Source organism: Christiangramia qingdaonensis (assembly GCF_048381525.1).
Taxonomy (GTDB): domain Bacteria; phylum Bacteroidota; class Bacteroidia; order Flavobacteriales; family Flavobacteriaceae; genus Christiangramia.
The window spans coordinates 247,605-264,152 of sequence record NZ_JBLWIM010000018.1 but is presented as its reverse complement, the minus strand read 5'-3'; the positions used below and the strand labels follow the sequence as shown (position 1 = coordinate 264,152).

14 protein-coding genes and 1 rRNA gene are annotated in these 16,548 nt (G+C 38.0%); 5 read left to right on the top strand and 10 right to left on the bottom strand.

All coding sequences use genetic code 11. The features are described from left to right. Positions 1 to 86: ribosomal RNA gene (rrf, locus tag ACNI3T_RS15015) — 5S ribosomal RNA — on the top strand; the annotation flags it as partial. Positions 87 to 789: 703 nt separating this feature from the next. Here the strand turns inward: rrf and ACNI3T_RS15010 are convergent. From ACNI3T_RS15010 to ACNI3T_RS14995, 4 genes are all read right to left on the bottom strand, one after another. Next, positions 790 to 1,020, bottom strand: a complete 231-nt coding sequence (locus ACNI3T_RS15010) for a DUF6095 family protein (RefSeq protein ID WP_418228517.1) — start codon at positions 1,018 to 1,020, stop codon at positions 790 to 792. Further along, positions 1,020 to 1,829, bottom strand: a complete 810-nt coding sequence (locus tag ACNI3T_RS15005; RefSeq protein WP_418228516.1) for a DUF4249 domain-containing protein — start codon at positions 1,827 to 1,829, stop codon at positions 1,020 to 1,022. Before ACNI3T_RS15005 ends, ACNI3T_RS15010 begins: the two co-directional genes overlap by 1 nt. 2 nt (positions 1,830 to 1,831) lie before the next feature. Continuing rightward, positions 1,832 to 4,165 (bottom strand): TonB-dependent receptor, encoded by a 2,334-nt coding sequence (locus ACNI3T_RS15000; RefSeq protein ID WP_418228515.1) that lies wholly within the window; start codon positions 4,163 to 4,165, stop codon positions 1,832 to 1,834. A gap of 76 nt (positions 4,166 to 4,241) precedes the next feature. Beyond that, positions 4,242 to 5,468, bottom strand: coding sequence for a multidrug effflux MFS transporter (locus ACNI3T_RS14995; RefSeq protein WP_418228514.1), 1,227 nt, complete (start codon positions 5,466 to 5,468; stop codon positions 4,242 to 4,244). A 175-nt stretch (positions 5,469 to 5,643) separates the two neighbouring features. On the opposite strand from ACNI3T_RS14995, the gene ACNI3T_RS14990 reads away from it, so the two are divergent. Further along, complete coding sequence (locus ACNI3T_RS14990) at positions 5,644 to 6,258, top strand: DEAD/DEAH box helicase (protein WP_418228513.1); 615 nt, start codon at positions 5,644 to 5,646, stop codon at positions 6,256 to 6,258. Positions 6,259 to 6,307: 49 nt separating this feature from the next. Here the strand turns inward: ACNI3T_RS14990 and ACNI3T_RS14985 are convergent, their stop codons facing one another. From ACNI3T_RS14985 to ACNI3T_RS14960, 6 genes are all read right to left on the bottom strand, one after another. Beyond that, positions 6,308 to 8,536 carry an NADP-dependent isocitrate dehydrogenase gene (locus tag ACNI3T_RS14985; RefSeq protein WP_418228512.1) on the bottom strand — a complete coding sequence of 743 codons (2,229 nt, stop codon included), beginning with the start codon at positions 8,534 to 8,536 and terminating at the stop codon, positions 6,308 to 6,310. Between the two features lie 533 nt (positions 8,537 to 9,069). Continuing rightward, on the bottom strand, positions 9,070 to 9,423 hold the full coding sequence (gene rplS, locus ACNI3T_RS14980; RefSeq protein ID WP_418228511.1) for a 50S ribosomal protein L19: 354 nt from the start codon (positions 9,421 to 9,423) through the stop codon (positions 9,070 to 9,072). 117 nt (positions 9,424 to 9,540) lie between these two features. Beyond that, on the bottom strand, positions 9,541 to 10,221 hold the full coding sequence (gene trmD / locus ACNI3T_RS14975; protein ID WP_322300798.1) for a tRNA (guanosine(37)-N1)-methyltransferase TrmD: 681 nt from the start codon (positions 10,219 to 10,221) through the stop codon (positions 9,541 to 9,543). Between the two features lie 21 nt (positions 10,222 to 10,242). Continuing rightward, complete coding sequence (locus ACNI3T_RS14970) at positions 10,243 to 10,839, bottom strand: hypothetical protein (RefSeq protein WP_141878370.1); 597 nt, start codon at positions 10,837 to 10,839, stop codon at positions 10,243 to 10,245. Between the two features lie 202 nt (positions 10,840 to 11,041). Continuing rightward, a complete protein-coding gene (locus tag ACNI3T_RS14965; RefSeq protein ID WP_418228510.1) occupies positions 11,042 to 12,490 on the bottom strand; it encodes a glyceraldehyde-3-phosphate dehydrogenase in 1,449 nt (482 codons plus the stop codon). 120 nt (positions 12,491 to 12,610) lie between these two features. Next, the gene (locus ACNI3T_RS14960; protein ID WP_418228509.1) at positions 12,611 to 14,011 is read right to left on the bottom strand and encodes a trypsin-like peptidase domain-containing protein; all 1,401 of its coding nucleotides are present in this window, start codon (positions 14,009 to 14,011) and stop codon (positions 12,611 to 12,613) included. A gap of 132 nt (positions 14,012 to 14,143) precedes the next feature. Between ACNI3T_RS14960 and dapF the strand changes: the two genes are divergently transcribed. From dapF to mltG, 3 genes are read left to right on the top strand one after another with little or no spacing between them, the layout of a single operon-like run. Continuing rightward, positions 14,144 to 14,932 carry a diaminopimelate epimerase gene (gene dapF, locus ACNI3T_RS14955; protein WP_418228508.1) on the top strand — a complete coding sequence of 263 codons (789 nt, stop codon included), beginning with the start codon at positions 14,144 to 14,146 and terminating at the stop codon, positions 14,930 to 14,932. Next, positions 14,926 to 15,456: a GNAT family N-acetyltransferase gene (locus tag ACNI3T_RS14950; RefSeq protein WP_322300794.1), complete on the top strand. Its 531-nt coding sequence runs from the start codon at positions 14,926 to 14,928 to the stop codon at positions 15,454 to 15,456. Before dapF ends, ACNI3T_RS14950 begins: the two co-directional genes overlap by 7 nt. Continuing rightward, positions 15,446 to 16,489 carry an endolytic transglycosylase MltG gene (gene mltG / locus ACNI3T_RS14945; protein ID WP_418228507.1) on the top strand — a complete coding sequence of 348 codons (1,044 nt, stop codon included), beginning with the start codon at positions 15,446 to 15,448 and terminating at the stop codon, positions 16,487 to 16,489. Before ACNI3T_RS14950 ends, mltG begins: the two co-directional genes overlap by 11 nt. Positions 16,490 to 16,548 lie beyond the last annotated feature (59 nt).

The window sequence follows — 16,548 nt, the reverse complement described above, 5'->3', positions numbered from 1 at the left end:
CACCTCTTCCCATCCCGAACAGAGTAGTTAAGCCCGTTAGCGCAGATGGTACTGCTGTATTGTGGGAGAGTATGTCGCCGCCTTCTTCTTTAAAACCCTTTATCATATCGATGAAGGGTTTTTTTATGCATTAAAGGCAAGGATTCTAATAGATTATCTCAATGTTGTCTATTGAAAAATTTGTATTATAATGGGTTAGTACCTTTTGTTTTTCTAATCAGGTAGAACTAATGGTGTCTATGGCTAATTTAAATACTTTCTCTTGAATAGGTTTGTCTCCAGATCAGACATAGAATAAATGGTAAGGAGCTATTCTAATTCTTCCATTATTGGATAATCACGAATAATGATACAAGATAACTGCTCTAATTCTAACTCTAACTCATACAGAGTACTTCTATATCGAATAGCTCAGTATATAATTTGGATATAAGTCTTTTATGATTTGGGCTTTAGCATCGACATAGTTTAGTATATTCATTTGTACTTCGCGATGAATTATAATATCATACTTATAATAATGTATTAGACTATCAGATTATACATTCACTGGGGGTCAGAATGATTAATGAGAGCCGAATAGATTTTGTCCTGAAACTAATAGCTTGTAGATGGAATTTATTATAACTTCGGTAGTTGATTCATCCGAACCTGAATCCGAATTATATAGCTTTACTATACTATTCCAATAAACATAACTTCAATTCAATTTAGTAGTTAATCTCCCCCTTCATACTACTAACTGAGTTTTATCAGATTATACATTATACTGCTACCAAGTAATATATCTTAAGAGCGTTTTCCGAAGAAGGAATTTACCATGGTCATAATACCCTTGAACATTAAAAAGATCGCAGCAAAGGTCGCAAGTATGCCGAAGATCAGGACAGGAATATACCAGGGATGATTCTGATTATTAAAAGCATTGTACAATACCGAAGGCCCTATCATTACTAAGGGTAGAGATCCTGCGAGATATTTTACTCCTTTTGATAAGGTCTTTTTATCTGTATGTTTCATTATTCTACGCTATAGGTTATTGAATCTGCTTCAGATAGTCTGAAATAACCAAACGGGAAGTTATCCTGGTTTGTTTCATTTACGATATTGCCTCTTACTACAGCTGGCATTGTTTCAAACGGGCCACCCTGGTTCGTGCCAACTTGTGACCGCAGTACAAACATATAATCATAATATTCTTTGCTTATTCCTTCCATTTGTATGGAAATTACATCACCCGTTTCTATATCTTCATTTGAAAAATATCCGAAGATCTGGTTACCATCTGTAAACTCATCTTCATACAATTCCAAAAAAACGTCTTCATCTGTGAACTTGAATAAGTAGTAATTCTCCTGATTTGCCGGATCTGTATAAAATGCTTTGATCTCAATCTCATCGCCAGCAAAGCCTCCGCCATCTAACTGTTCCACATAATCTATTCCCGAGACCGACTCAAAACTTTCAGTTGCAGTATAAACCTGATCATTATACATTAACTCGAGTTCATATTCCAGATCAAGAATAGGTTGAAATTCTTCGTTTATGTATATGCCATTCTGTTCATGAGAAAATTCATATGTACTACCATTTTCAGAAGTAACCGCGATTGAAGCATTTGTCACTGGCCGCAGTTCTTCTTCATAGAAAGGACTCGTTGTACTTAACCTGATTTCCTGACGTTTGCCATCTGTTCCCTTGATCCAGATAATAGAAGCTTCTACTACTAATTTTGGTTCAGAATCCTCCAGGTCGATATCTACGACTTCTTCGCAGGAGATGAATCCCAGAAAGACAACAATGGCCAAAAATGATTTATACAATCTCATTTCTAAAATTTAAAATTATAAGTTACCGATGGGATGATTCCGAAGAGTGTTAGTCTTACAGCTTCATTTCTCCCTGTGTCCATGTTTTCACGAAACGAAATCGAATAAGCATTCTGGCGGTTGTATACATTATAGATTCCAAAATTCCATGAGCTCTGTAGTTTCCGACCCTTATTCTTTTTAGGATAATAGGTTGCCGAAAGATCCAATCGGTGATAAGAAGGAAGTCTATCCTCATTTCGTGCACCATAAACGGGAATATTCACATCTTCATATTCGTACTGTGCATTTGGAAAAGTAGTAGCAAGCCCCGTCTGGTAAATAAAATTGGCGTTAAGATCCCAGCTCTCATTTAGATCATAGCTACCGGTAATAGTCACATCATGCGGCTTATCAAAATTCGTCTTGTACCAGTCGCCATTGTTTATTCCTATTTCCTGGGAGTTTCTACCTGGTGTTCTCTGCTCAGATCTCGATAGGGTGTAGGCCAACCATCCTGTGAATCTTCCCTCGTTCTTGCGTATTAGGAGTTCTAATCCGTAAGCTCTTGCTTCTCCATTAAGAACTACTCGCTCAATAGCATTGTTGGCGATTAAATTAGCGCCGTCTATGTAATCTATTCTGTTTTGTATATCCTTATAAAAACTTTCAATTTCCAGGCTATAATCCCCATTATTAATATTTCTGAAATAGCCAACAGCGTATTGATCCAGAAGTTGTGGCTTTACATAAGGACCACTGGGAGTCCACACATCTAAAGGAGTGGGACTGCTGGTATTTGAAATTAAATGTAAGTATTGGGCCATCCGGTTATAAGAAACTTTTACTGACTGGTCCTCTGCAAAATTATAGGCGATGGCCAGTCTTGGTTCAAAATTGGAAAAAGTTTCAAGTGATTCTCCGCGCGAAACATCTCTGCTTTCAAGAATATCAGCTTCACTATAAATTCCAGTCCTGGGATTGTACGCAACTGGTTCATCATTGGCGTATGTATTGAATTCATTCTGACCCAATCTGAAGAAATTACTCAGCCTCACTCCATATTCTGCGGAAAGCTTTTCTGAAAATTTATGTTCTGCTGAAATATAAAAGGCATTTTCAAGAGCATATTTATCATTCAGTTTGAAGTAATTGATTCCTGAAGTTTCATCGATAGGTTCTATTTCCCCCGGATTGAATTTGTAATAAGTATTATGCATCCCATACTTCAGCTCGAAATTCTCTGAAATATAATGGTTGAAATCATACTTGAGATTAAGATTTCTAATGCCGCTATCCCAGTTAAATCCAACAAAGTTCAGATTGAGTCCGTAGTAGTAATCACTATAAATTGCAGATAGATTTGTGAAAATATTATCTGAAAATACATGATTCCATCTCAGGTTAAGTACAGCATTCCCGTAAGTATTCTCAAAATTCTGACTAATATTGAAGACATCCCGACCAAAATAACCACTTAAAAGGAGCTTATTGCTTTCATCCAGTTCATAACTTAATTTGGTGTTCAGGTCATAGAAATAAGCAGAGTTGTCATTGTCTGTTAACTTCAGAAATAGATGAGCATAAGAACTTCTTGCTCCAACTAGAAAACTTCCTTTATCTTTAACTATAGGGCCTTCAGCAAGAAGCCGACTCGAAATCGCACCAATTCCTCCCTGCATTTTGAATTCCCGGCTATTCCCATCACGCTGATAAATATCCAGAACCGAAGAAACACGACCTCCATATTCCGCAGGAATTCCGCCCTTGTATAACTTAAGATCCTTAATCGCATCTGGATTGAAAACTGAAAATAATCCGAATAAATGTGAGGAATTATAAATGGTAGCTTCATCCAGCAAAATTAAATTCTGATCTACTGCGCCTCCACGCACATTGAAGCCAGAAGAACCTTCACCAGCATTAGAGACACCAGGTAATAATAATAGACTTCTTACTACATCAACTTCTCCGAACACCACTGGGATCTTTTTTATAGTTCCAATGGAGAGTCGGTTCACACTCATCTCTGGTTTCTTGATATTAAGGGCTTCTATATCGCTTGTTATGACTACTTCATCCAGACTTTCAGAAGCTTCTGAAAGTTGAAAGTTCTGTTGCGTATTATCTGAAATGTTCACTTCATCTTCAGCATTCGCGTAACCAATATAAGTAAGAATGACCCTATGTGTGCCAGCTGGTAGTTTGATCGAATAATAACCATAATCATTCGTGACCACGCCGGTTGCAAGATCTGGGAAAATAAGATTAACCCCTATTAGGGTTTCGTTACTGCTTTTGTCGATCACTCTACCGCTTAAAGTATAATCTTGTGAGAACGCAATAAATGGTAGCATGACTAGTAGTAGAAAACTTAAAAGTCGCAATTTCAATTTTTCAATAAAAATAGGCTATACCGTCGAAATCCAAAAATTATACTTCACTGAACTTCAAGGCTTTTTTCTCCTGATTCGAAAATTTAAGAAGAAGTATGAAACTGATAGCGAAACAAACTAGTAGAATGATTGCCAGAGGTAGTGTACTGGAAGTGTGAAACTGACTTATGGCGAACGATGTCAGCGCTCCCAGGATCATTTTTAAACTACCTATTAATGCGGAAGCTCTACCAGCCTTAGCTTCGAATGGTTCTAATGATAATGCGGTAGTATTCGGATTTTGAAAACCCAGTAAAAATAGCATAAGGAATAGTAAAACTGCGGTAATCAACAATCCAAATCCTGCTATTGTATTCAGCAGAAATAAGACAGAGAGTACTAAGAGGATCACACTATTAAATATCGTGATCTGGAATGGAGTGTATTTTTTGAGAAAAAGTCGGTTGATCTGACTTCCAAGGATAAGACCTGCCGCATTAATACCGAAAAGGATTCCGAATTCTTTCTGACTGAGATCGAAATTTTCCATAAATAGTTTTGGAGCTCCTGAAATATATGCGAACATCGCTCCAATCGCGAAACTCCCGGCCATTGAAAAGCTCCAGAATTTATGATGAGTAAGTATTTTAAAGTAATTAACTGCAACCTGTTTTGGTCTCAAATTAACTGCCCTGTCTGGTGTTTTACTTTCCGGTAGAAGTTTAGTTACACTAAAGATCATCAACACACTAAAAATTGCTAAAAACAAAAAGATCATTTCCCATCCCATTGCATCTATGATAAAACTTCCTACTGTAGGAGCAATGATTGGGGCACCACCCATGATCAACATAAGTACTGAGATCGCGCCTGCTACTTCGTTTACCGGAAAAACATCACGGACAATGGCTTTCGCTGCCACCATACCACCTGCGGCTCCAAGTGCTAGAAAGAATCGGGATATAATGAGCCAGGTAAGATCTGGTGAATACATACAGCTTAATGCTGCAAGGAAATAAATACCAAGGCCAATAAGTAATGGCCTTTTTCTACCGTATTTGTCCATGATTGGGCCATAGGCTAATTGTCCAAGAGAGATTCCTATAAAGTAACTAGTAAGTGTTAAACCAATCTGGCTAATCGTAGTATTAAAATCCTGGGCTATACTTTCAAAACCAGGTAAATATGCGTCGATCGAGAAAGGGCCTAAAGCGATCAAAGTACCCAAAACAAGAAGTATAATAAACTCCTGTTTTTTGTTTCGCTCTTCTGAAGTATTCTGCATTATGCAAATTTCAGTAAAGTGAATAGCCTGTTCTAATTTCCTGATAGCTTTAACGAAAGATTAAATTGCTTATTGAAGGCAATCAAAGCTTTTTGCATTAGTGACCGACTATTTGAGCAAAATGTCGAACTTTGCGATGGGCCAAGGCTGATCTTGAACTAACAAAATTTTAAGTATGTCATTCAAAAAACTGAACCCTGTTCTTAAATCCACTCTAGAGGAAATGGGATTGGAATCTGCTAACGCTTTTCAGAAGAAGGCATTACCTAAAATTAAAAGTGGAGCGGATCTTTATATGATAGCTCCCAAAGGCAGCGGTAAAACAACGGCGCTTATTATAAGTGTGATTCAGCAATTAAATGCTGAAGCATTTGAAGATTCTCCAAGAGCTTTGATTTTTGTGAAAAACAAAGAGGCTGCTTTAAGTCTGGAAGAAAGGTTCAGAGATTTTACTTCTGAAACTGATCTTAGAGTTTATTCTGCTTACGACGAACAGAATATCGATGGTCAAAAGGATGCGATCTATTATGGAGTTGACATTGTGATCGCTACCCCTCAACGGTTGAGCAAATTATTTTCTATGACGGGAATACACCTGGGTCAGCTTAAGATGTTCATTATCGAAGATGCTGAATTTATTTCACGTGGAGGTCATTTAAATCATATCCTCAGAATTCCGTTAAGTATTTCGAAATGTCAATACCTTGTTTTCGGTGAAACTATGGAACCAAAGATGGAGCGTTTGCAGGAACAATTTATGGACCGTGCGCAAATCATCAAAATGAAATAAAAAAGCCCCGTCCAAGACGAGGCTTTGATTTCAATTATACTCTGATGACTTACACTTCAGTCGCCAGAATTTCATTCAATTTGTTACTAGGACGCATGGCTTTTTTAGTCATTTCCTCATTCGGTTCGTAGTAACCTCCAATGTCTACAGGTTTTCCCTGAGCATCAATAAGATCTTTAAGGATCTGATCTTTATTCTCTTTAAGCATATCTGCCACTCTTCCGAAGTAAACATTCAAGTCCTTATTGCTGGTTTGCGTAGAAAGTGCTTCAGCCCAGTATAATGCCAGGTAGAAGTGACTTCCACGGTTATCCAGCTCATTCACCTTACGTGATGGAGATCTACCTTCATTAAGGAATCTCTCTGTCGCATCATCTAATGCTCCAGCAAGAGTAAGAGCCTTCGAATTGTTATATTTCTCACCAAGATGTTCCAGAGAAACCGCAAGCGCAAGAAACTCACCAAGAGAATCCCAACGCAGGTGACCTTCTTTTACAAATTGCTGAACGTGCTTTGGAGCAGATCCACCGGCACCGGTTTCAAAAAGTCCACCACCATTCATCAAAGGAACTATAGAAAGCATCTTCGCACTGGTTCCAAGTTCCAGAATAGGGAAGAGGTCAGTTAGATAATCGCGAAGTACATTTCCAGTTACCGAGATCGTATCCTTACCATCCTTTACTCTCTCAAGTGTGTATTTAGTAGCCTCAGTAGGAGCCATGATTTTGATCTCTAAACCATTAGTATCGTGGTTTGGAAGATATTTATCTACTTTCTTTATCAGTTCAGCATCATGAGCTCTATTTTCATCTAACCAGAAAACTGCTGGCATTCCAGTAGCTTTAGCTCTGGAAATAGCAAGTTTGATCCAATCCTGAACCGGTGCATCTTTAACCTGACACATTCTCCAGATATCACCTTCTTCAACATCATGTTCAAGAATAGTTTCTCCAGCTGCGTTGACAACTTTTACTGAACCATTACCTGGGATCTCGAAAGTTTTGTCGTGAGATCCATACTCTTCGGCTTTTTGAGCCATTAGCCCAACATTAGGAACAGTTCCCATCGTTGTTGGATCAAATGCTCCGTGTTCTTTACAGAAGTCTATAGTAGCCTGGTATAAACCAGCGTAAGAACTGTCAGGGATCACAGCCTTAGTGTCCTGAGTCTTACCTTCTTTATTCCACATCTGGCCACTTGTTCTAATCATCGCTGGCATTGAAGCATCAATGATCACATCACTCGGAACGTGAAGATTGGTGATTCCTTCATCTGAATTTACCATCGCGATATCCGGACCATCCTTAAGATCTTTCGCAATAGCTGAGTTAATTTCATCCTGTTTGTCCTTCGGAAGATTTTCAACGGCCTGAAGAACATCTCCTAAACCACTGGTAACATCTGCACCGGCTTTTTCAAGTTCAGCTCCATATTTATCGAATACATCTTCAAAAAATACTTTTACAGCATGACCAAAAATAATAGGGTCAGATACTTTCATCATAGTAGCCTTCATGTGCAGAGAGAAAAGCACACCGTTCTCCTGCGCATCTTTTACCTGCTTACGAAGAAATTTTAAAAGTGCCTTCTTGCTCATTTTCGTAGCATCGATCACCTCACCATCCAGTACTTTTAATCCTTCTTTCAGAGTTTTAGCTGATCCATCTTCTGAAGTAAATTCGATTTTAAGGGTATCATCCTTGGATAAGGTAACAGAACGTTCGTTCGCTCTAAAGTCACCTTCGTTCATCGTAGCAACGTGAGTTTTAGAATCTGCACTCCATTCTCCCATGCGGTGCGGATTCTTTTTGGCGAAATTCTTAACGGCTTTCGGAGCACGTCTGTCAGAATTTCCTTCTCTAAGTACCGGATTTACAGCACTACCTTTAACCTTATCGTATCTTGATTTTATATCCTTTTCTTCATCAGTGTTAGCATCATCCGGGTAGTCTGGAATAGCGAAACCTTTTGATTGTAATTCAGAGATAGCATTTTTCAATTGCGGAACTGAAGCGCTGATATTTGGAAGCTTGATAATATTTGCCTCCGGTTGTTTTGCCAGTTCACCAAGTTCAGCAAGATCATCTGCTACTTTTTGATCATCCTTGAGATAATCTGGAAATTGAGATAAAATTCTTCCGGCAAGTGAAATATCACGGGTTTCTAGACTTACGCCTGCTGCTTTGGTGAATGCTTCAACGATTGGCAGGAAAGAGTAAGTTGCCAACATTGGAGCTTCATCAGTTTTGGTATAAATAATTTTTTCTTTCTGAGACATTTATTTTGTTTTTGATTGCAATAAGTTCAAAGAAAACCCTGGAACATTCCAGGGCATCGTCATACGCGCAATATACAGATTTTCACTCTTTTTTCCTAAGAGTCAATAGATGATGAGCTGTTAAGAGATCTTAATTTAGAGCATAAAAAAAGCCATTTCATCTTATAACTAAAATGAAATGGCTTCAGAAACTGTAATTGACCCATTTTTAAACTAAGCTAAAACTCAATCGAATCATTACTGCTTCCAGAAAATCATAAATTATAAAAGAAAATATGACCGAATAAGAAATCTTTCAAACTGGTTTTGATGTCCAAAACACTAATGTTATATAGAAAATTTCAAACTCTAGAAGTAAAAAAAACTCTTTACTTCCTTCAAGATCTAAAAATCCTTTTGTCATCTTAAATCTCTTACTTAAAGATAACTAATATAATTCTATTCTGAAAAGACTTTAACTTTTTGATAGTAAATGATTTGAACAAAAAAGCCCCGGAAGAACCAGGGCTTTTAAATATTTGTATGAGAAAGAATTATCTTCTGATAGCTTCTTTGATACGAGCTTTCTTACCAGTAAGTTCTCTAAAGTAGAAAATTCTTGCTCTTCTAACTTTACCTTTCTTATTGATCTCAATTTTTTGAATCGCCGGAAGGTTGATTGGAAAGATTCTTTCCACTCCAACAGTTCCACTCATCTTTCTAATAGTGAAGGTTTGAGATGATCCTGTTCCTCTTAACTGGATAACAACACCTCTAAAGAACTGTGTTCTTGTTTTCTGACCCTCTGTAATTTCGTAATAAACAGTAATTGTATCTCCTGCTGAAAACTCAGGTAGATCTTTTCTTGTTACGAATTCGTCCTGAACAAATTTTACTAACGATTCCATTCTTAATAGTTTAAAGTAAATTCAAAAACAACATACACGTTTCTCGCCAGAGGTTATTTTAGAATGAGTGCAAAATTAATTAAATAATATTATTTTACAAGCCTGTATTTGAAAAAATTAATCTTCCTTCAAAAGATCAGGTCGAAGTGCTTTCGTGCGCTTATAAGCCTGATCCTCACGCCATGCTTCTATCTTTGGAAAATTACCACTTGTAAGGATCTCCGGTACTTTCCAGCCCTTATATTCCGCAGGTCTGGTGTAAACTGGAGGAGCAAGCAAATCATCCTGAAAGGAATCTGTTAAGGCAGAAGTTTCATTCCCCAGAACTCCTGGAATCAATCGAATGATCGAATCACAAAGTACGGCCGCCCCTAATTCACCACCAGACAATACGTAATCTCCAATACTAATCTCTTTGGTAATGAATTGATCGCGTACTCGTTGATCTACTCCTTTATAATGACCACATAAAATAATAAGATTTTCATGTAAGGATAAACTGTTCGCGGTTCTCTGCTCCAGTCTTTCTCCATCTGGAGTCATATAGATCACTTCCTGGTATACTCGCTCAGACTTTAGTTTTGAAATGCATTTGTCTATTGGTTCGATCATCATTACCATTCCTGCACCACCACCAAATTGATAATCATCAATCTGCTTGTAGTTATCACTAACGTAATCTCTTAAATTATGCAAGTGGATCTCTACGAGGCCTTTTTTAATAGCCCGTTCAAGTATAGAAGCCTCGAAAGGACTCTTTAAAATATCTGGAACGACGGTTATGATATCTATACGCATTTCTGTAGAACTGAATCTCTATTAGATGTTCGGGTTATTCGACTTATTTCTTTCGTCCTGAAGCATTCTTCCAAGGCGTTGTTCCTTTTCAAGAGCCTTACTTCTGTAGGTGTCGAATTCTTTTTCAGTTTCATCTAGCTTTTGCTGAGCATCTTTTGTAGCCGCATGTGAGCTTTTATATCTAAAAAATATAATTAGGAGGATCACAACCAGAGCACCTACGATTCCCCACATCATAGCCTTGTAACCACCTTTGGAAAATGGCATTCCTAAAAACATCAAGGCATCCTTTTCTTCGGTTACTCTTTGCAAGTCTTGTTGGGTAGAATCCAGATCTGCTTTTAGCTGCTGAATTTCATCATTTTGTTGATCTACAGTATTCTTCTGAACTACGATCTCTTCTTTTAACTCCGTAATATAACTCCGGGTGGTATTTCTAAGTTCTATAAGCTTATCATAATCCACAACCTTATAACCCTGATAATTGTTGGATTCCTTGATAAGGCTTGTAAACTCGTCCTGTATGGGCGTGTCTGTTTTAAGGCTGTCTGTCTGGGCATTCATCTGAAATACACTAGCAATAACAAAAGCAGCTACAATGTAAATTTTGTTACTCATCTTTTAGGTAATTGAAATTGTTTGGGTTAATACACTTCAACGGGCGAAAAATAGAGTTAGTATATTTCAGATTTTCGGACAGAAATTCGCCTATTCGTGCTTTTAAATTCTTTTGAGTCAGTTTATTATTTGAATTAAACCGCCGCAAAAATAAAAAAACCCTGCCAATGGCAGGGTCTAAATGTTTAAAAATTTTGAGATTCTAGTAATAGGTGAATCTTCTAACTTTTGCAATATATTTTGCGAGTCTAATTACCTGGTGGCTGTATCCGTATTCGTTATCATACCATATATATAGGATCACGTTTTTACCATCTGCAGATACAATTGTAGCATTGCTGTCATAGATCGCCGGGGCAGAAGAGCCTATAATGTCTGAAGAGACCAGTTCATTGTCTACAGAATATTGAATTTGCTCAACAAGTTCACCTTCCAGTGCGTATTTTTTAAGGATCGAATTAACTTCCTCAAGGCTGGTTTCTTTTTCAACTTCAAGATTCAGGATCGCAAGTGAACCATTAGGTACCGGTACTCTAATCGCGTTTGAAGTTAGTTTACCTTCAAAAACAGGCAGTGCTTTGGAAACTGCTTTTCCTGCTCCAGTTTCAGTAATCACCATGTTAAGCCCTGCAGCTCTTCCACGACGATATTTGCTATGCATATTATCGACCAGGTTCTGGTCATTCGTATAAGCATGAATAGTTTCAAGATGTCCATGTACCACACCGAAAGAATCCTGAACTGCTTTTAGAACGGGGGTTATGGCATTGGTGGTACAGGATGCAGCGGAGAAAATATCAACGCTATCTGGATCATGTTCCTTCTGGTTTACACCATGAACGATATTTGGGATTCCTTTTCCAGGGGCAGTTAAAAGAACTTTTGCAGCTCCTTTAGAACTCAAATGTCTTGTAAGCGCTTCCTTATCTCTAAAGGCACCGGTATTATCAATCACAAGAGCATGATTGATACCATATTGAGTATAATCAATATCTTCCGGCTGGTTTGCTGAAATCATATGAACCGTAGTCCCGTTGATGATCAAGGCTGAATTTTCAACGTCTACATTTACAGTTCCGCTGAAGGGTCCGTGAACAGAATCGCTCTTCAGGAGTGAAGCACGTTTTTCAAGAACACTCTGGTCTACATTGCCCCGGGTTACGATCGCTCTAAGTCTAAGCTGATTTCCTTTCCCGGTTCTTGTCATTAATTCACGAGCAACCAGTCTTCCAATTCTTCCGAAGCCATATAATATGACATCTTTCGGGGTAACTACCTCATTTAATTTAGCATCACTCAGTTTGCTGCTCACAAATGCCATCGCATTATTATGAGTTTGACCGTCAAGATGATATTCGTAGGTAAGTTTTCCAATATCCAGCTTCGCTGGTGGAAGATTCAATCCCTGAATTGCCTTGGCGATCTCTACCGAATCAAAAATTGATATAGGTTTACCTACAAATTCTCCTGCGTATTCATGAAGGTCCAGAATATCGCTAACGTTTTTATTTATTAACTGATTTCTGAATAAAACGAGTTCGATCGATTTGTCATACCACAGGTCGCTAACAATATTGATAAACTCGACCGTTGCTTTGCGGCGATCTGCCTGGAATGAAAGTTCTTTTTCGTAAACTTTATTAAAGTCCATTTTTTGTTGTGATGTTATAATTTTCGGCAAAAGTATATATTTCAAACGTTTTCGTAAAGGTTTTTGATATAAAAAAAACCCTTCAATTATGAAGGGCTTTCTGATTGTTTGGAATATCACTTATCTCCAAATCATACGTTGCTTTTCACCTTTTAAATTATGATAAGTAATGACGATAGGATTTGACTTTTTTCTATTTTCCATGATTTGTTCCACATCACCAATAGAATTGACTTTTTTATTATTAATCTCAGAAATGATACCACCTATTAATTCTGAAGATGGAAGATCATCGGTAAGCATTCTACTAATACGAACACCGTTGGGGGCATTGTACTTTTTAAGCTCTTTTTTAGTGGTATTAGCAACTTCAAAGCCTAGAGTAGGAAGAGAGTAAGTTTCAAGTTTGGTAAGCTCAATTTCAACGGTTTTAGATTCTCCGTTTCGTATCAAGTGTACTGTTACTATATCTCCAGGTCGTTTGGAATTGATGTAACCGGTAAGATCTGAAAACTTTGCGATCTCAATTTCATCAATCTTTCTAATAACGTCGAATTCCTGAATTCCGGATTTCTCTGCACCACTACCAGGAGTAACTGCACCAACGATAACACCCTGTGAAATATTGAGATTACGGTCATTTGAAATTTGCTCATTCAATGTTCCTCCTCGAATTCCAAGAATTCCTTTTTGAACATCTCCGTATTCCATGATGTCTTCAACGATCTTTCTCGCGTTATTAGAAGGTACAGCAAAGGCGTATCCAATATAGCTGCCGCTAGGAGAGGTGATCGCTGTATTAATACCGATTAATTCACCGTTAATATTAACCAGTGCACCACCACTGTTTCCTGGGTTAATGGCGGCATCTGTCTGTATGAACGATTGCGGCGAACTGTCGTAAACATTGAGATCTCTCGCTTTTGCACTTACGATACCGGCAGTAACAGTTGATTTTAAATTAAAAGGGTTCCCAACGGCAAGCACCCATTCTCCGATTTTAGCATTATCTGAATCTCCAAACGGAATGTAATCAAGTTCTTCTTCCGGTTCAACTTTGATAAGCGCAATATCAAAAGCAGGATCACTACCAATCACTTCAGCAGTGTAGGTCTTATTGTTATTCAAAGTAACCTCGATTTCGCTCGCTCCTTTAATAACATGGTTATTCGTAACGATATAACCATCTGGAGTTATGATAACTCCAGATCCAGCACCCTGTAAAGCGCGACCACCTTCAGTACCATAGGGGTTATATTCCCAAATGCTTCTTGGCCCTCCTTTAAAGACGGCCACGTTTTTCACGTGTACTACGGCATGTATGGTCTTTTCCGCAGCATCTGTAAAATCAACATTTGTCCCGTAATTAGGAGTATTACTAACAGGTAGGAAACTCTCTGTGGGTTGACTGTTGGTTTGGTAGGATCTGGTATTGTCATCTTCTACCAGCAACTTATAACTTCCCAGGGTCATGGCGCCTCCAAGAGCAGAGACTAAAATTAGATTTACTATTCTTTTCATTTTCGGATGTTATTTAATTATTTAACCTTTAATTTTTCAAACTTAGTATTCAAATTGCGATTTTTAACGACCATTTAACAGGCTATGATATCTGTTCAAAATCGTATATTCGCGCCTCTTGAAAATGAAGAAATGAATCTAGAACTCTATAAGTACCAGGGCACCGGAAACGATTTTGTCATGATCGATAACCGTGAACTGAAAGTATCCAAAAATAATACCAAATTAATCAAACGACTCTGTGACAGAAGATTCGGGGTAGGAGGTGACGGACTCATCCTCCTCGAGAAACCCGATGTTGCTACAGATGATTTTAAGATGGTCTATTTCAATGCAGACGGTAATCCAAGTAGTATGTGTGGGAATGGAGGACGCTGCCTGGTTGCCTTTGCGAACTACCTGGGAATAGTTGAAAAAACAGCAAGGTTTACTGCAATAGACGGACCGCATGAAGCTAGAATTAAGGAAGGTATTGTAAGTTTGAAAATGCAGAACGTTACAGATGTTAATCTTCAGGAGGAATACAGTTTCCTGGATACTGGTTCGCCACATCACGTAATCTTTGTTGAAAATGTGCAATCTGAAAACGTTCAGCAGAAAGGTTCAGAAATTCGATATTCTGAGTTGTACAGAGAGAATAATGGTACAAATGTAAATTTTGTACAACAAATGAATAATGAGGTTCTGAAGGTTCGCACTTATGAACGGGGAGTGGAGGATGAGACCTATTCCTGTGGTACCGGGGTGACGGCAGTGGCAATCGCGGCCTACCAAACTGGTAAGATACAGAATAAGGAAGTTAAGCTTGAAACACCTGGAGGTTCTTTGGAAGTAAGGTTTGAGAAAACAGATTCAGGATTTGAAAATATCTGGCTAACGGGGCCGGCCGTTCAGGTTTTTAAAGGAGAAATTGTATGTTAACATTAAATGGAAAGAAAATATTCCTAAGAGCGCTGGAGCCGGAAGATCTGGATTTTGTTCATGAAATTGAAAATAATGAGAATTTCTGGGAAGTAAGTTCAACGCAAACTCCATATTCGAAATTCTTGATTCGACAGTATATTGAGAACGCACACCGCGATATCTATGATATCAAACAATTAAGACTTGTGATATGCACAAAAAGGGGTAGAGCTGTGGGGCTTATTGATGTTTTCGATCTTGATATTAAGGATCAGCGTGCTGCACTTGGTATACTGATCGCAGATCCTAAAGATCGTAAAAAGGGATATGGAAGAGAAAGTCTTTCGTTGCTATGTAATTTCTGTTTTACGCACCTAGGACTACACCAGGTTTATGCAAATGTGACCGAAGGCAATGAGGACAGTAAGAAAGTCTTCGAAAAGAATGGCTTTAGGAAAGTAGGCTTAAAGAAAGAGTGGAGCTTGCATAACGGAGTATATAAAGATGAATTACTCTATCAATTGATCAACGATGTACATTAAGAAAATTATTCTGGCAATTGCTATTCTGGGTTTAATTGGCGCAGGAATATTTAGTTACTATATATACAATAGCATCTTCACCTCAAATATTAAAATGGAGGATTCAGAGAAAGTAGTGTATATTCCAACGGGCGCTACATTCCAATCGGTTCTTGATACTCTGGATCCTTATATTAAAGACAAAGAGTCCTTTAGACTGGTGGCCGAGAAGAAAGGTTATGCTTCTAAGGTAAGACCTGGAAGATATACTATCGAAAAGGGGATGAATAATAATGACCTGGTGAACAGGTTGAGAGTTGGAAACAACCCTATAAAGGTCATTTTCAATAACCAGGAACGTTTGGAAGATCTGGCGGGTAGGATTTCTCAGCAAATTGAAGCAGATAGCATAGAGTTGCTAAAAGCCTTTAAAAATCCTGATTTTCTAGCTGAAAATGATTTAGATCAGAACACAGCTTTAGGAATGTATATACCAAACCAGTATGAGTTCTACTGGAATACATCTGCGGAAGAATTTCAACAGCGAATGAAAAAAGAATATGATAGGTTCTGGACTACAGAGAAGCTAGAAAAGGCTGAACAAATTGGTTTAACTCCATCTGAAGTGATCACCATTGCCTCAATTGTTCAAAAAGAAACAGCAAAGGTTGATGAGCGCCCAAGAGTAGCAGGTGTTTATATGAACCGATTCAAGAATGGCTGGAAGCTCGATGCAGATCCAACGGTCATTTATGCCATCAAGAGAAAAACTCAGAATTTTGACACGATCATCAAACGAGTTCTTTATAAAGATCTGAAAATAGATTCACCTTATAATACCTATAAATATTCTACACTGCCGCCAGGACCAATCTGGATGCCCGACATCTCATCTATTAATGCGGTACTAAATTACGAGGATCATGATTATTTCTATTTCGTAGCAAATGTTGAAAATTTCGGTTACCATAAATTCGCTAAAAACTTAGCGCAGCATAACCGGAATAAGCAGGAATATGTGCGTTGGATTAACAAGCAGGGGATTAGACGTTAGTAGCTAATTTCTTACGGAATGTTTAACGTATTGAACTACAATAAGTTATCTTAAAGTTA

Excerpts from the sequence above, each read along its gene's own strand:
- ACNI3T_RS14970 (WP_141878370.1), bottom strand. The coding sequence starts at position 10,839 with ATGAGTAACAAAATTTACATTGTAGCTGCTTTTGTTATTGCTAGTGTA.
- trmD (WP_322300798.1), bottom strand. The coding sequence starts at position 10,221 with ATGCGTATAGATATCATAACCGTCGTTCCAGATATTTTAAAGAGTCCT.
- ACNI3T_RS14985 (WP_418228512.1), bottom strand. The coding sequence starts at position 8,536 with ATGTCTCAGAAAGAAAAAATTATTTATACCAAAACTGATGAAGCTCCA.
- ACNI3T_RS14965 (WP_418228510.1), bottom strand. The coding sequence starts at position 12,490 with ATGGACTTTAATAAAGTTTACGAAAAAGAACTTTCATTCCAGGCAGAT.
- ACNI3T_RS14960 (WP_418228509.1), bottom strand. The coding sequence starts at position 14,011 with ATGAAAAGAATAGTAAATCTAATTTTAGTCTCTGCTCTTGGAGGCGCC.
- mltG (WP_418228507.1), top strand. The coding sequence starts at position 15,446 with ATGTACATTAAGAAAATTATTCTGGCAATTGCTATTCTGGGTTTAATT.
- ACNI3T_RS14990 (WP_418228513.1), top strand. The coding sequence starts at position 5,644 with ATGTCATTCAAAAAACTGAACCCTGTTCTTAAATCCACTCTAGAGGAA.
- ACNI3T_RS14995 (WP_418228514.1), bottom strand. The coding sequence starts at position 5,468 with ATGCAGAATACTTCAGAAGAGCGAAACAAAAAACAGGAGTTTATTATA.
- ACNI3T_RS15010 (WP_418228517.1), bottom strand. The coding sequence starts at position 1,020 with ATGAAACATACAGATAAAAAGACCTTATCAAAAGGAGTAAAATATCTC.
- dapF (WP_418228508.1), top strand. The coding sequence starts at position 14,144 with ATGAATCTAGAACTCTATAAGTACCAGGGCACCGGAAACGATTTTGTC.
- ACNI3T_RS14950 (WP_322300794.1), top strand. The coding sequence starts at position 14,926 with ATGTTAACATTAAATGGAAAGAAAATATTCCTAAGAGCGCTGGAGCCG.
- ACNI3T_RS15000 (WP_418228515.1), bottom strand. The coding sequence starts at position 4,165 with ATGCTACCATTTATTGCGTTCTCACAAGATTATACTTTAAGCGGTAGA.
- rplS (WP_418228511.1), bottom strand. The coding sequence starts at position 9,423 with ATGGAATCGTTAGTAAAATTTGTTCAGGACGAATTCGTAACAAGAAAA.
- ACNI3T_RS15005 (WP_418228516.1), bottom strand. The coding sequence starts at position 1,829 with ATGAGATTGTATAAATCATTTTTGGCCATTGTTGTCTTTCTGGGATTC.